Here is a 15,048-nt window from a genome sequence, read left to right as displayed (position 1 = left end):
AATTCTTAATTCTTAATTCTTAATTCTTAATTCTAATTAAAATCGATTTTCATACTCGACAATTATCTTAGTATCATCTGAAAAATTTGTAGCGCCGCGTAGCAAAACTTCTTCATTAACTCGATAGCGCAAGTTGTACTGAATTGGCTGATCAGTAGTTAACACTTTTAACAACGAAAATGATAAATTATTAGTAATATTAATTCCTGCTTCAGCACCTAGCTCTAAGCTATCAGTGCGTCTATTATCATCTGTAACTGTAGTAGGGAAAATGCGAAACTCATCTAATCCTGCGGCATCACCAATCAGGTTGCTGACATTACTCAGTAGTGCTGAGCCAGCCAGGTTTGCCAAACCCAAGGTAGTATTGCCTCGACCCAAGGTATCCACAAAGCCACCCCCTAATAGAGCAACAATTTCCCCTTCACTACGTTTTGGCATACTATTAAGTTCCACTCGGTCAAAGAGCTGACTTGCTCGCCCTTTTACTTTTGCTTGAACCCGAATAGTTTCTGTAGTGCCAAAATTAGTTGGGCTATCGCTAATTTCATTAGCAAAGGTTTCACTGGTAATGGGTTGTTTCCTAGACTCAATTACTGATGCCACCATCTGCACATCTAACTCTGGGTCTCTGCCAAGAGTGGCTACAAATCGAGCGTTGTTGTTGTAATTTTTATCAAGACGAAACTGAGTGGTAAAGAGATTGACCTGACCGCGCAGCAGCTGAATGGTTCCTTCTGGTCTAATATCGCTCATGTCCCCATTAATTAGAAGGGTACCGCTGGCGAGAAAATCTAATACTGGTAGCTGTCGAACTAGGATATTTTTACCTAAGGTTAACTGTAAGTTATTGAACTCGATTAGTTCGTCACCAGCCGATCCGCTACTCCCGATCGGGGCAGTTTGAGATTCAGAAATCGGTACTCGACCATCAAACAATTCGATGTAACCACCAATTCTAGGATTAAACAGAGTCCCAGTAATGATGGTCTGACCTTGAACACCACCACTGTAAATCCCTTTGAGATTGATGGCTAGTTGATTCAGGTCAACGGTGAGGGGATTCTCTAATGGTCTAGCTAGGTCTCGCAATGGCAAATTCCCTACCGCTACTAATTTACCACCACCAAAATTCCCTTGTAAGGTGTCTACAATTTCCATCCGGTTGAAGTTAAACCGGATTTTGCCATTAACTTCTGTCAGGGGTTCCGGTAAGGCTTGGGCAGCAATGGTAGCGTCTTGTACATTAATGTTACCAATAACGGTAAGTTGCTCCAGTTGCTCTCGCCAATCTTGGTCTTGGTCAAAGGTACCGGAAATATCTAAATCTACTTGTCCTTTACCATCAACCCAAGTGATTTGTTGATTGGTAAGCATGTTCAATCGGGCAAGTCCTTCGTTTTGAACCGTCAGTTGTACACTAACTTGCCGATTTTCTGGCTCTACTTCGGCAAAGGGTAACTTGTAGGGGATTTTGGCATTTACAGTTAGGGGTTCAGACTCTTTGGTCAGAAAACTTTGGGCAAAGACGTTCAACCGCGCATTGTTGTAACTAAAGCTGCCTTTGATGGATTCGAGGGGTGTTCGGTTTAGGCTGGCATCCACTACAGATATTGCTCCCCTAGCTTGGGGATTGCTTAGACTTCCATAAAAGTCCGCTGTGGCATCAACAAATCCTCCGTAACCAACAGAAGCTGGAAATTTGAACACTTCTCTAATCAGGGAAACCGGGACGTTCTTTAGCTTGAGCTGACCCGATGGACCTTGTTCACCGATACTACCGGACAAGGTGGCTAGGCTCTGACCCGATTGAATCCGCACAGGTAAAAGATTCAGTACCCCTTCTTCAAAATTCCCTTGGGCAATAATTGTCTCAGCTTTATAGGAACCCCACTGCCAGTTTTCCCCTTGGAAATTAAATTTGGCACGGATGCCATCTTTGACTGAACCTTCCATACTGATACTGCCAGTAAAACCACCATTGATCTCGGTAAGCTCTGGTAACAGAAAGCTCTCTTGACGCTGCTGGCGTTGCTTCTCTAGGAGGGTGACTATTTCTGACATCCGCCGCAGAGGTTGTTTGAGCTTATTTTGTGGGTTACCTACTCCAGTAACGGCAAGATCAGCGGCTGTGCCGTAGACGGGCGCTTGCAAGCCTCGACCTAGGTCAGTGATCTCAAATAGTTGTAGGGTAGTCAGAACATCCTGGATTTCTCCGAGCTTAGCCTGGAGTTCTCCTTTAAATTCTGGTCCGTTGGGGGTTTGGGTGACGTTGGCAGCAAATAAGTATTGACTATCACCTTTTTTACCTTTTTCAAACAAGCCATTGGTCAGAGTCATCGTCCCTTGCTGGTATTGGAAAAAGCCTTGTAACAGCTTACCTCTGAGGTTGTCAAAGATGGGATTTTCGATCGCAATTTTACCGGATGACCCAAAGGTCTTGAGGTTGAGACCAATCTGCCCAGATATCTCTCCCGCCAAGGGTTTGCTTAACCATGGTTCGAGGTTTTTCCCGTCTACCATACCACTACTCAAAGCCAGACTCTTAATGGTATTGATGGGGAAATTCTTTACGGTCATTTGTAGCTCATCCCCTGACCGAATCCCAGTAGCAGTTTTGTTCTGATACTGCAGCAAAAAGGATACGGGTTGGTAATTGGGGTTTAGCACCACCTCCAGTTTGTCTTGATTACCTGCTAGCTGGAGATTTACCCCTGACTTTGGTGCTATACTCACTCGACCTGTCAGTAAGGATTCAAACTCCAGGGGACCAGCAAAAAAGTACCGCAGTCTTAAGTCACCGTTAATTGTCGGAGCTTGAGGAGTACCAGCAATGCGACCGTTAAAACCGACTAAGCCTCCTAAATTGAACGCATCAGGCAGGTCAGCCGGTAATCGTTGCAAATTCAAATCCTGTGCTTGTACCTGGAAATCAAAGGTCTTAATTGCTTGTAAGCCCTGACTGCCTGGGTTTAGATTGACAAAACCATTAGCATTGAATCCCTCGGCTGTGGCTTCTTTAATCTCTAGCTTTTGACCATTCCAGTCAAAGGATGTGGCTAGGGAACGCTCAAGTATAGAAATGCCTTCACTAAAATTCAGCTTACCCTTAGCTTGGATTGCTGACAGAGCTGTATCTGGTGTCAATAGCAACGGAGCAGAAATATTGACACTGCCATTGAGACGTCCTCGTAAATCAGGATTAATCTCCCACAACTTGAGATTAGTAGGCTGGAAAACTCCCTGAAATTTACCATTGCTAAACTCAGCTGTTCCTAGTAATTGACCACCAGCAACCTTGAGTTGTCCAGACCCTTTGCCCTTAATGGCGTCAATGGTTAAATTAGTTAGATTACCAGAGACAGTGACATTCCCGGAAAGAGGGCCATTGAATTGGGGCGGGACCGGAGCAAGAGCACCCAAGTCGAGCTTAGAGGTTTGTACCTTGGCCTGGAAGTTACCATTGGCAATATCGATTTGAGAAGCCTGAATTCTACCCCCTTCCACATCTAAAGTACCAGACCCACTAGCAGTAATACTGCTAGGACTTACCGAATCTAGATTCCCTGAGATGGTAAACTCTCCGGACGCTGGACCGTCGAATTGCGATGGTATTGGTCCGAGACGACCTAACTGGAGATTGGATGCTACGACTTGAGCTTTGAAGTTGCCTTTAGCGATATCGACAGCATCAGCTTTAATGGTTCCTCCTGCTAGGTCTAAACTGCCAGACCCACTAGCAGTAATGGTGCTAGGACTGACCGAATCCACATTCCCTGAGATGGTAAACTCCCCGGAAGCTGGACCGTCGAATTGCGGAGGTATTGGTGCGAGACGACCTAACTTGACCTTGGATGCAACTACTTGAGCTTTGAAGTTGCCTTTAGCGATATCGACAGCATCAGCTTTAATGGTTCCTCCTGCTACATCTAAACTACCAGACCCACTAGCGGTAATGGTACTAGGACTGACCGAATCCACATTCCCTGAGATGGTAAACTCCCCGGACGCTGGACCGTTGAATTGCGGTGGTATTGGTGCGAGACGACCTAACTTGAGATTGGATGCGACTACTTGAGCTTGGAACTGGCCTTTAGCGATCGCGATCGCATCAGCTTTAATAGTCCCTGCTGCGACATCTAAACTACCAGACCCACTAGCGGTAATCGTGCTAGGACTAAAAGACTTGACATTCCCTGAGATAGTCAACTCCCCTGAGATGGGACCTTTAAATTCAGAGGGTACTGGTGCTAAGGCTTCTAGAGGAATATCAGAGGCTTGGACTAGGGTAGAAAAACCACCATTGATCAGTTTTACATTAGTAGCACGCAAGGTACCACCATCAACCGTCACGCTGCCGTAACCGCTGGCACGGAGGGTTTCTGGTTGGAAAGAATCAAGGCGACCGGACAGATTAAATTGACCATTGAACGGTCCGGAGAATTGTGGCGGTAGAGATTGTGCAGGCAAGGTTTTTAGGATTGGTGCCACGGAAATATTCTTAGCTTCTACTAACCCCTGCCAGCGCCCAGCCCCCACTTGAAAATTAGTAGCTCTGAGAACACCATCACCGATGGGCAGATTAGCATAACCAGTGGCACGAAAATTCTCGGGCTTGTCAAGGGGAGAAAAGATCTGGGTTCTGCCATAAATTCGACCCAGAGGAATGGGTAGATTAAATCCATACTGTTTTGCGATCGCATTCGCTGGCACATTCACAGCTTTGAGATCAAATACTGCCCCCCCCTGATCCATAAATTTGATATCCCCCTTGCCTGTGACTAAGCCACCCACTGTTGGTTTTGCCTGCAAGTTTCTAATGGCCAGCTCAGTATTAATAACGGTAAAGTCAGCAGTAATATAGCTGAAGTTCACCTGGTCAAGGGTGGCGGCAGTGGTGGTAAACGCCTCTCCAATCACAATCGGGTTGTCGATAGCTCCAGTGACCTTAAACGTAGCCTGTGCTTTACCTAAAGTAGTTACTGGTAGCTCTTTGATGCCAAAGGTCTGTGCATACTGCTGTATCTGAACCGGTTCGCTTGTTGCTCTGAGCTTGTACCCTGACTCAATATCCAGCATTCCCCCAATTTGGGCAGGTACTTGACCGAATCGGGAAGTTATGTTATTGAGCCAAATCTGACTCCCTCGAAAGCTCAGCTTACCTTTGCTTTCAGTGAACAGTTGGGGCAAGGGTTCTAAGCGGGCGGTGGTGTCGGAAAAGTTAATCGTACCCCAATACTGCCAAGGCTGTTCAGCATTATTCCGTTGTATTCTCAGGTTGCCACCCAGTTTACCCCCTTGAAGCTTCAGGGGAATCAGAAGTACTTTACTAACCTCTGCCGCACTCACGTTATCGACATCAAGGTGCAAGTCAGTTTTTTCTTGAGAGAGGCGGTAATCTCCCTTAACCTTTAAATTTCCCCCAGTTAACGGCTGACTATTTACATCAAAGCGAATCAGCTGACCTCCGTCGAGAAATTTACTTTTCCCCCGAACCTCAGTAAATCTCATCGGTGGTTCTTTGATGCCCACTTGAGATCTTGGCACCACCACCACATCCGCATCCCGCCACCGCACCACCTTTGGGTCTACCTTAAACGCAGAATCTTGGGCAGTTTGTGTAAATGCTGTAGACACCCAGTTTAAATCTTTGTCCTGTTCAACATATATATTAGGTTCAACTAGGGTTACATCTAGTTCTAGGGTTCTGGTAAACAGCAGTTTAACGGGGTTATAGCTTACCTTCACTGCCTCGGTAACAAGATGATCGGGATCCGTAGGGGTAGCTGGTATTTCCGAAGAACCAAACCTTACACCATTTAGGGAAAAGCCCTCCACTGGTCCGACATTGACTTTCCGGTTAAGAAAGCTAGATAAATTTTTCTCTACCGTTGGTGCTAATTGCTTCTGGATGAAATACCAAGCAAAAAGGCTTCCGCCCCCTATCCCAGAAACTAGAATCATGACCATAAGCATGAAGACCGGACGTAGCAGCCTCTGCCAAAAACCTGTACTTACCGTAGGTTCTGGAGTATTTTCCGGAGTAGGCTCTGGTAGATTACCAGGATTGGGAGAGTTACTCATCTTGATTGGTTTGCACCTTACAACTGGAGTTCCGAGGGAATATGGGGGCATCGTCATCTTAATTTATCAGGGAAATACAGGGAGTAGGGGTATCAGTTATAGGTGCCGAATACCAAGTGCTTTTCAAGAGGATCTCACCATTCCCAATCATGATTGGGAAGAAGGGGAAGAGGGGGAGGAGATGGAAGAAGGTGCTGTGTCCCAATGGTGTGAATGCAACTCGGGATAAGGCAGATAATACTACTACTTTTTTGATCTGACGAAGATCCCTATCTTGATAGTTTCCAGAGCCAAGATTGATCGGTAGGTTTAACGCTATACTTATAGGTGGTTTCAATTCCCTGGCGCAATTCCTCTGACGGTCGATAAAGTAAAACATTTTCGAAACCCTCCGGAATCTCCGGGATGTTGGTAGAGCTATTGGATTTATCCAATAACATCAGCTGTACATCCGGACGAAGTAGATGACACAGAGATAGAACCCTACCGGGAATTTCATTACTGATCAAGAGTGGTTGTGGGATTTGATTAATCCAAGCTGCTACCGGGGGATTATTGCGACTCTTCGCATAGCTCTTGTGCCACCAAACTGGCAGTTGAGAGCTGACTATACAGGAGAGTATGCCGCTAAATGCCAGAGCAATTGCTATAGACTTCCAAGTTTTAGGATTTTGTCGGGTTTTTACCATGGGCACTATGTCATGGTCACCCCTTACTTGCTGATTTTGCCTATCTTCGGGATTTGCTAAATTTCCATCAATCATTCCCTTGGTATATTTTCCTGAGTTTTTGGCTTCGGTTGTCAGGAAATAAGCAATAGCTAACTGAATGCCTAGATAACAGGGAATAGCATAGCGAGTAATGCTAGAACGGCGACCACCTAATAGCACATCTGGACCGATTAGAGCAATTCCTGTCACTCCAATTAAGGTAATAATAAATACCCAAGCATGCTGAGGAGCTTGACGACAAAGATAGTAGAGGGCGTAGCCTGCTAAAAATAAACTTAGATAGTGGAGGGGACTCAAAGGATGGATGCCTTGGTTAACATCAAAGAAAATCCGACTGAGGTTTAAGGTCCAAAATAGGGGTAAGAAGCCTGAACGACTATGATTAACTGAGTCAGTATTAGCGATAAATTTGGATAAATTAGTGATAACAATGATTAGCCAAGGTGAGAATAGCAGTATTCCTCCTAAGGAGGCTAGTAAATAGCTAGTTACCCGCTTACTCCACCGACCACCTTCGGTAATTAATACATACAATCCCTGTCCAATTAAAACAAAGGCTGAGAAAGGGTGAGTATAAAGTGCTAAGGCAACAGTAAAGCTATAGATAATCCATCGATAATTTTTTTTGATGAATTGCTTTCTCCTATAATAATTCATTGCCCATAATAGGACTGCACTAGAAAGCAAAATGGTAACGGTCCATAAACTATATTCTCGGGCTTCTTGGGCATACAAAACATGAAAGGGAGAAATAGCAATTATGGCAACAGCTACCCAGCCGATTAATTTTGAACCAAATAGTTCTAAGCACAGCCAGTAAGCACAGGGCAATGCTAATAAGCTAATTATTACTGATAGCAGTCTGATCGTTCCTACGGAATTGCCAAAGGTTTGTAACCATAACCTAGCCATTAGGTAGTAAAGGGGAGAATGTTCGGGATTACCGGCTAGGGAATTAATAGTGTCATTGATATCTCTTTCAGTATTAGGAAATTGGTACTGTTTCAACAATTTTTCTACGCTGATAATCTGACCATCGAAAATTGTTTCTACTAGTTCGGTTCGAGTGTGACCAGAAATTCTAATGGAGGTCATTGTCTCGTCGTACCAGTAAACTTTACGGTCTAGGTTGTAAAATCTAAAGACTACTCCCAGTACGATTACGATGATCAGTAAATTTCTGAACCAGATAGAATCAAGAGTAATTTTATTGATCATGCTAACTACGATAATTAGGGGATAATTGAAACTATAGCAAAGGGAACAGGGAATAGGGAACAGGGAACAGGGAGTAGGGAGTAGGGAGTAGGGAGCAGGGAGCAGGCAGAAATAGGAAAGAGATCCAAATAGTTTTTGATGTTATGAGCAATCATCAAGATTGCTCATGATATATTTATAATAGCTATAGTAAAGATGGTTTTAAGGGAATTAGCATCAAAGATGACTGTACCTCATAACTGCGATCAACGCACTGTATAACTATAAAAATACTAATTTTAAATTAATACTTAACAATTGGGTATTATAGCGTTTTTCATCATGATGAGATACATTCAAGTTTCTTCCCCCTACTCCCTACTCCCTACTCCCTACTCCCTACTCCCTACTCCCTACTCCCTACTCCCTATTCCCTATTCCCTTTCCTTAATTACCAATTAACGGCAACGTTTCTCAAAATTGTCATGGGACCATGGTCTTTCAGACGTTTCATTTGCTCTTGGTTTCGGACTAGGAGAGCTCCGGCAAATCCGAGGGAGTTGACACCAATTGACTGGAAATCTGCTTGAGAACGGGGTAAAAGCAACATCCATTGCCTTGTGGCGAGGAGATTGTAGGCACCGGATTGCTTGTTACCATTGGCATTATTCCATGGCAAGCCGACTGCACTAAGTAATCTATGGTACAACTTGAGGGTGGCTTGAGCAGCATCCCACGGGGATTTTACCCAACTAGGGTCAAGCTGAACAATAGCATGGATGAAGGGTAGGGTTGGGATGGTGCCAACAGAGTCCTGAAAGCTAGCTGATGCGATCGCATTTTCGATCGGGATGTTAACTCCTTCAGGGGCTAGGGGCAGAGGAACTAGTTGCAAGTGCTTGTGTCGTTGACTCGCACCACCAATCTTTCCAGCATTATAGAATGCCAAGCCATCAATTTCGGCAAGACATGCCCACATAGCAGCAAAATCCTGCAAAGTCAGCCAAGTATCTTGCTCCTCGAAAGCACGGGTTATGATCAGCAGGTGATGGTCAACTACGTTGTATTTGTTCAACAGACACAGGTGGGTGTCGGAAAGGTCTGCTACAAATAAATCTTGTTCGTAGGGAAGAAAAGGGTTGAAATCCTTGGATGAAGTAGCTGTTTTTTCCTCTTGCTTCTTTTTGGCTTTGTCTTTCCGTACCAGATTAGACAAAATCCGCACCAGGAAGCGAATACCCTCCTGTTCTACGAATTCGTATTCTGTCGCTATGGAGTGGAGTGCTTTACATTCAATAGCGTGTTCAGTTTGTGCTTTCAGTTTCGGCCACAATGTACCTGGTTCTAGTACTAGTGTTCCTTCGGCAATTGGTTGTTCCTGAGTCATAGCGATCGCATTTCCTTCAGCTTCTATGGCAATTTTAAATCATTTGTCAAAAAGCAAGCCTATGCGCTACGCGCACGCTGCTTGAGGTGCCGTCAGCTGTCAGCTGTCAGCTAAATGCTTAAACTAAACCTCGAATAGGGAGCAGGGACTTCGGAGCAGGGACTTCGGAGCAGGGGGAAGAAAGTTGACTGTACCTATTTAGAATAATAAACGCTATTATCTTATTGATTAACGTAAAAAAAAATAACCCTATAAATTTAAAATAAAGTAACTATTTAAAAATATAAACTACCATATTTAGTTGAAACAAAATGTAAAATTAATTTATAATAAAAAAAACTGACCCCTTTGCTACTACTCCCTACTCCCTACTCCCTACTCCCTACTCCCTACTCCCTACTCCCTACTCCCTACTCCCTACTCCCTAAAACCCAGTAAAAAGTCCCTCAACCAATTGAGCACTGCTATATATAAAAGTAATCCTAAAGAGGTAATCCCATCCCATGATCACAGGAAATTATGAACTGGCTGAACAGCGGGTAATTTGCAACAATGTCAGTTGGCATATCTTTGAACAATTACTCACAGAATTAGGAGAAGACCGCTCCACTCGCTTGGCTTACGATGACGGAAGATTAGAAATTATGACTCCCTTAGGCCCCCATGAAAATAATAACCGCTTTATTGAACGCTTGATTGGTGCGATCGCTGATGAATTAAATCTAACTATCAAAACCTTTGGCTCCTTGACTCTTAAGCGAGAAACACGGTTAAAAGGTGCAGAACCTGACTCCTGTTACTATCTCCAAAATGAGCCATTGGTAAGACATAAGCAAACCATTAATTTAGATCATGACCCACCGCCTGATTTAGTCTTAGAAGTCGATATCACCAGTGGTTCTTTAGATAAGCGTCCTATTTATGCAGCGCTTGGTGTCCCTGAATTGTGGCGTTATAATGGACAAAAATTAGAAGTTTTTGTGCTACAACAACCGATTTTAATTTATAATCAAGTAAATCAGAGTCCAACCTTCCCTTGGATGCCTTTGAATGCTATTCCTAGGTTTATTAACCAAAGTTTAGTCGATGGCGAAACAGCAACATTACGGGCGTTTAGGGCTTGGGTTAGAAAACAAAATAATTTGGATTGAAGTTTTATAGTAGTTATCAATTGGGTGAGGTATACAATTTCTGGATTTTAGGGAACAGGGAACAGGGAACAGGGAGCAGGGAGCAGGGAGCAGGGGGAAGAAAATTGAATGTACCTGATCAGGATAATAAACGTTATAATATTAGCGATTAACATTCAAAAAATAAGACTATAAATTGAAATTACAACAAATAAATTATAATAAATTTATGTTCAATAATTTTTTATAATAAAAACAACTCTGATATCTTTCCTACTATTCCCGATTCCCTACTCCCTACTCCCGATTCCCGATTCCCTACTCCCTACTCCCTACTCCCGATTCCCTACTCCCTACTCCCTAAAAAAATGACTAAAAACTTGATTCCCCAAAGTGAAGCTCCTGCCTCTCCTAAAGAAACGCTACCTAGCATGTATGACCTGCCAAGTGAGAATCCGGAGGAACCTGGTTTGGCAGACGAATTTCACGATTTACAACCAGAATTATTAAGTCGCACCTTTCGTTGTCAGTATTACCCTTCTGAGGAAGTATTTATTGGTACAGATTTAAATCTTTACTATGATGTGCGCCATCCTCAATGGTATAAACGCCCGGATTGGTTTTTAGTAGTGGGAGTTCCCCGTTTATACGAAGGCACTGATATTAGATCTAGCTATGTAATTTGGCAAGAAGGAGTTAATCCCTTTATAATTGTAGAATTGCTATCACCGACAACTGCAAAAGACGACTTGGGGGATAACCTAGATCAAGAATCTCAAGCATCTATAAGAGTTGATGGAAATAGTGATAAGATTAAACTACAAGATAGTAATAAAACTAGTAATAGTAGCAGTGAGCGTACCCATCAAACTATTCCTTCCAAGTGGGAAGTCTATGAGCAACGATTACGGGTACCTTATTATCTCGTGTTTAGTCGCTATACCAACCAAATTCGGTTTTTCAAATTAATCGGAGCTGGTTACCAAGAGCAAGGGATTTTAGCTGACCCACCCCAGATTTGGATTCCAGAACTAGACATAGGTGTGGGATTGTGGTGGGGAGAGTATGCTGGCATAACTCGTAATTGGTTGCGCTGGTGTGATGGTTCGGGAAATTGGCTTCTGACTGATACCGAACAGGAACGGGAAGCAAAAGAACAAGCCCAGCAACAAGTGAAACAGATTATAGTCAATCTGTTGCAATCAGGGATGGATGTTGAACAAGTTGCTAATATCACTGGAGTTGATCGGGAGGAAATTAGATCATGTTCAGATAATCAGTTATAAAAACATAGCTTCCTTCTGCTAGGGAATCGGGAATCGGGAATCGGGAATCGGGAATCGGGAATAAGGATATAATTATAACTATGGCGTTGCTTAATAATGGAAGGATTTTAATAGTTTTGTGGAATGGGCATCTTGGTGGAACTGGCATCTTGTGTAGAACTGGCATCTTGTGTAGAACTGGCATCTTGTGTAGAACTGGCATCTTGTGTAGAACTGGCATCTTGTGTAGAACTGGCATCTTGTGTAGAACTGGCATCTTGTGTAGAACTGGCATCTTGTGTAGAACTGGCATCTTGCCAGTTTCCTCCTTATTTTCGCGCGGGCAGGATGCCCACTCTACTCCTATTCATTCGAAGACTGACGCAACGCCCCAACTATTGCCAGAAATTACCGGATTTTAGGCAATAGCGACATTATTAATCAGCCAAGCTGCATACTGTTCGTTGACATGCTGTGTACTTAGTACCACAAATTCAGGGGTATCGTAGGGATGATAATTAGTTACAGTCTGCTCTGCTTTAGAGATCAGCTCCGTAGTTGTTTTGATTACTAGCAGCACTTCAGAAGAGGACTCAACCTCACCCTCCCACCAATAAACTGAAGAGATCCCGGGAATAATGTTCACACATGCTGCCTCTCTACGCTGGAGAAGCTGATTAGACAGATCATGGGCAACAGCATTATCAGGACAGGTGACAAGGATTAAAACGATGTTCATGCTTTTGCTCAATTTTTTTTGACCCGGGAATATATTAAACCAGATTCCGCACTTTAAAATGTTTTACACAGAAAACGGGTGAACTACCACGACCTACTTTGTAGAGGTCGTGGCTTCCAACTTCACGGAAGAATGCCTTAACTTGGACGGGCGTCCACGTCTTGGTCTTACTTCTTCTCCATTGGCGTTAACCTCCCCCGTCCCAGAGGAGGATAGCATTCTGATTCCTTCTGCTCTAATATTCTTTGCCGCATTACCATCCCTGTCGTGGGAAGTTCCACAGCTTGGACAAGTCCAGGTTCTAACATCCAGTGGCAACTCTTTAATTCGGTAATGACAATTAGAACAGGTTTTGGAGCTAGGAAACCATCGATCTATTTCAACCAATACTTTTCCCTCTTTTTCGCACTTATAAGAAAGAAAATTAACAAAGGTTCCCCAACCCAGATCAGATATTGCTTTAGCTAATTTATGGTTACGAACCATGCCCTTGACGTTTAGGTTTTCGACTACCACTACTTGATTCTGATCAACTATCTTTCTAGATAACTTGTGTAGGTAGTCTTGGCGGACATTTCCAATTCGCTCGTATACCTTAGCTACAATTTTTCTAGCCTTTTTGCGTCCACTACTTCCTTTTTTCTTTCGGGCAGCAATACGCTGTTTTTTGGCTAACTTTTTTTCGGACTTAGCCAGGTGCTTAGGATTACTGAATTTAGAGGTCTTTTCGCCGTCATAAGAAATAGCAAAATCTTTGATGCCTAAATCAATACCGATTACCTTCCCACTGGTGCAGGATTCCACACTAGCGCCTTCATACTCCATCAGGACAGAAGCATAGTACTTTCCAGAAGGAGTTTTGCTGACTGTTACAGTCTTGATCTCTCCGTCCAGTGGGCGATGAATTATCGCCTTTACGATTCCCAGTTTTCCAGGGAATTTAAGACAATCACCCACCTGTTTTACGTTTTGGGGATACTGGATTGATTGACGGTGATGGTACGATTTGAATCTAGGGTATTCAGCTCTACCTTCAAAGAAATTTTGGTAAGCACGACTAAGATTGAGACTCACAGATTGTAAGACCTGAGAGTAACAATCTTTTAGCCATTCAGTCTCTTTTTGTTTCTTAAGTTTCGGCAACATAGAGTTTAGTGCAGATTGCTTTAGCCCAAAGCCAGTTTCTTTGTAGGTTTCTATGCACTGATTCAGAGCATAGTTCCACCACCAACGAGCGCATCCAAAATTTTGAGCTAACACTTGAACTTGCTCTTTCGTGGGATAAATTCTAACTTTGACGGCTTTATGTTTCACTGCACTCAACTTCGTTATCGACCTTGCTTAATAGTATATATATTTTCTAGTAAGATGTCAAGGTATAAGATGAATTTCCTGGCTCGCTATCCATCCCCACCCAGGGTAAGCGCAAGAAAAAAATGCCCATAATGTGCATTGGGTGGATATCGGTTGATCGTGGCTCGAAACCCCTATAATCTCGTAGAACTGTACTCGCAATAGAATTAATTTGTTGAGAATGGCGCGGTTTTTTTATCAATAAGCCTAGGCTTATTGATTCTTGCGCTTACCCTGCATCCCCACCCTGAAAGAGGGTGGGGAATTCCGCGAGTTTTGTTAAAATTAATGTTTTATACAGAAAACCCTTAGAATTATGACGTTGCTGAATTAGAGTATGAATGGGCGATCGTCTCGTTTTGGTGGGGTGCATCCTGCCTGCCGGAAAATTGTAACGGGCAAGATGCCCATTCCACGCTTAATGCATATTCCACGCTTAATGCTTATTCCACACTTAATTACCATTACACACTTAATGTTTATTACACGTTTAATACACATTTAACATTTAATGCACATTTTACGCCTAATGACCATTCCACGCCTGATGCCCATTCCACGCCTGATGCCCATTCCAGAAAACTCTTAAAATCATTCCATGATTAAGTAAGGCCGAAAAAGTTAAAGGAGTTAAGGATGGAAACCAGAGCCTTAGGGACTTCGGAGGTAAAAATCACCCCGATTATCATGGGCACTTGGCAGGCCGGTAAATCTAGGTGGGTAGGCATTGAAGATGCTGAGACCATAAAAGGGCTGCGAGCAGGATTTGAGGCGGGGATAACTACGGTTGATACTGCAGAACTTTACGGGAAGGGTCACTCGGAACAAATTGTTGGTCAGGCTCTAGCAGAGGTACGCGACCAACTGGTTTATGCTACCAAAGTGTGTGCTAATCATCTTAAATATGACCAGGTGATCGAGGCTTGTGAGGGTTCCTTGAAAAATCTGAAGACAGATTATATCGACCTCTACCAGATTCACTGGCCTTCTGGCACCTTGGGAAGTGAGGTAGTGCCAATTGAGGAAACCATGAGCGCTCTCAATACGTTGAAAGAGCAAGGCAAAATTCGGGCAATTGGAGTCTCCAATTTTTCCCGCAGCCAGTTAGCAGAAGCTTCTCAGTACGGACGAATTGATAGCCTGCAGCCTCCCTACTCTCTGT

Annotated in this window: 12 protein-coding genes; 5 read left to right on the top strand and 7 right to left on the bottom strand. The window is 43.5% G+C overall.

Features of this window, described 5'->3' with window-relative positions; genetic code table 11:
* Positions 1 to 36: 36 nt before the first annotated feature.
* Positions 37 to 5,970 carry a translocation/assembly module TamB domain-containing protein gene (locus tag F6K57_RS28450; RefSeq protein WP_293071709.1) on the bottom strand — a complete coding sequence of 1,978 codons (5,934 nt, stop codon included), beginning with the start codon at positions 5,968 to 5,970 and terminating at the stop codon, positions 37 to 39.
* Here F6K57_RS28450 and F6K57_RS28445 point away from each other — a divergent pair.
* Positions 5,963 to 6,313 carry a hypothetical protein gene (locus F6K57_RS28445; RefSeq protein ID WP_293025491.1) on the top strand — a complete coding sequence of 117 codons (351 nt, stop codon included), beginning with the start codon at positions 5,963 to 5,965 and terminating at the stop codon, positions 6,311 to 6,313. The genes F6K57_RS28450 and F6K57_RS28445 overlap by 8 nt on opposite strands.
* Before the next feature lie 40 nt (positions 6,314 to 6,353).
* Here F6K57_RS28445 and F6K57_RS28440 read toward each other — a convergent pair whose 3' ends face one another.
* The 3 genes from F6K57_RS28440 to F6K57_RS28430 all read right to left on the bottom strand — a co-directional run bounded on the left by F6K57_RS28440 (position 6,354) and on the right by F6K57_RS28430 (position 9,399).
* Positions 6,354 to 8,033: a glycosyltransferase family 39 protein gene (locus F6K57_RS28440; RefSeq protein WP_293071708.1), complete on the bottom strand. Its 1,680-nt coding sequence runs from the start codon at positions 8,031 to 8,033 to the stop codon at positions 6,354 to 6,356.
* 14 nt (positions 8,034 to 8,047) lie between these two features.
* Positions 8,048 to 8,188 carry a hypothetical protein gene (locus tag F6K57_RS28435; RefSeq protein WP_293025493.1) on the bottom strand — a complete coding sequence of 47 codons (141 nt, stop codon included), beginning with the start codon at positions 8,186 to 8,188 and terminating at the stop codon, positions 8,048 to 8,050.
* Positions 8,189 to 8,463: 275 nt separating this feature from the next.
* Positions 8,464 to 9,399: a phosphorylase gene (locus F6K57_RS28430; RefSeq protein ID WP_293040986.1), complete on the bottom strand. Its 936-nt coding sequence runs from the start codon at positions 9,397 to 9,399 to the stop codon at positions 8,464 to 8,466.
* A 503-nt stretch (positions 9,400 to 9,902) separates the two neighbouring features.
* Between F6K57_RS28430 and F6K57_RS28425 the strand changes: the two genes are divergently transcribed.
* The gene (locus tag F6K57_RS28425) at positions 9,903 to 10,550 is read left to right on the top strand and encodes a Uma2 family endonuclease (RefSeq protein WP_293047990.1); all 648 of its coding nucleotides are present in this window, start codon (positions 9,903 to 9,905) and stop codon (positions 10,548 to 10,550) included.
* A gap of 347 nt (positions 10,551 to 10,897) precedes the next feature.
* Entirely contained in the window at positions 10,898 to 11,815 is a 918-nt protein-coding gene (locus F6K57_RS28420) for a Uma2 family endonuclease (protein WP_293047995.1), read from the top strand.
* Here F6K57_RS28420 and F6K57_RS28415 read toward each other — a convergent pair.
* The gene (locus F6K57_RS28415) at positions 11,787 to 11,963 is read right to left on the bottom strand and encodes a hypothetical protein (protein ID WP_293047998.1); all 177 of its coding nucleotides are present in this window, start codon (positions 11,961 to 11,963) and stop codon (positions 11,787 to 11,789) included. The two genes, F6K57_RS28420 and F6K57_RS28415, sit on opposite strands and share 29 nt — an antisense overlap.
* On the opposite strand from F6K57_RS28415, the gene F6K57_RS28410 reads away from it, so the two are divergent.
* Positions 11,951 to 12,223: a hypothetical protein gene (locus F6K57_RS28410; protein ID WP_293071707.1), complete on the top strand. Its 273-nt coding sequence runs from the start codon at positions 11,951 to 11,953 to the stop codon at positions 12,221 to 12,223. The two genes, F6K57_RS28415 and F6K57_RS28410, sit on opposite strands and share 13 nt — an antisense overlap.
* Here the strand turns inward: F6K57_RS28410 and cutA are convergent.
* Positions 12,213 to 12,533 (bottom strand): divalent-cation tolerance protein CutA, encoded by a 321-nt coding sequence (gene cutA, locus F6K57_RS28405; protein WP_293026556.1) that lies wholly within the window; start codon positions 12,531 to 12,533, stop codon positions 12,213 to 12,215. The two genes, F6K57_RS28410 and cutA, sit on opposite strands and share 11 nt — an antisense overlap.
* Before the next feature lie 93 nt (positions 12,534 to 12,626).
* Positions 12,627 to 13,847: an RNA-guided endonuclease TnpB family protein gene (locus F6K57_RS28400; RefSeq protein WP_293071706.1), complete on the bottom strand. Its 1,221-nt coding sequence runs from the start codon at positions 13,845 to 13,847 to the stop codon at positions 12,627 to 12,629.
* 675 nt (positions 13,848 to 14,522) lie between these two features.
* Here F6K57_RS28400 and F6K57_RS28395 point away from each other — a divergent pair.
* Positions 14,523 to 15,048, top strand: a 526-nt coding sequence (locus F6K57_RS28395) for an aldo/keto reductase (RefSeq protein ID WP_293071705.1), incomplete at its 3' end; no start/stop codon positions are given.

It is taken from the genome of Moorena sp. SIO4A5 (assembly GCF_010672005.1).
In the GTDB taxonomy this organism is placed as follows: Bacteria; Cyanobacteriota; Cyanobacteriia; order Cyanobacteriales; family Coleofasciculaceae; genus Moorena.
Note: the sequence above shows the minus strand (reverse complement) of the source record. Positions and strands in the feature narration are given on the sequence as shown.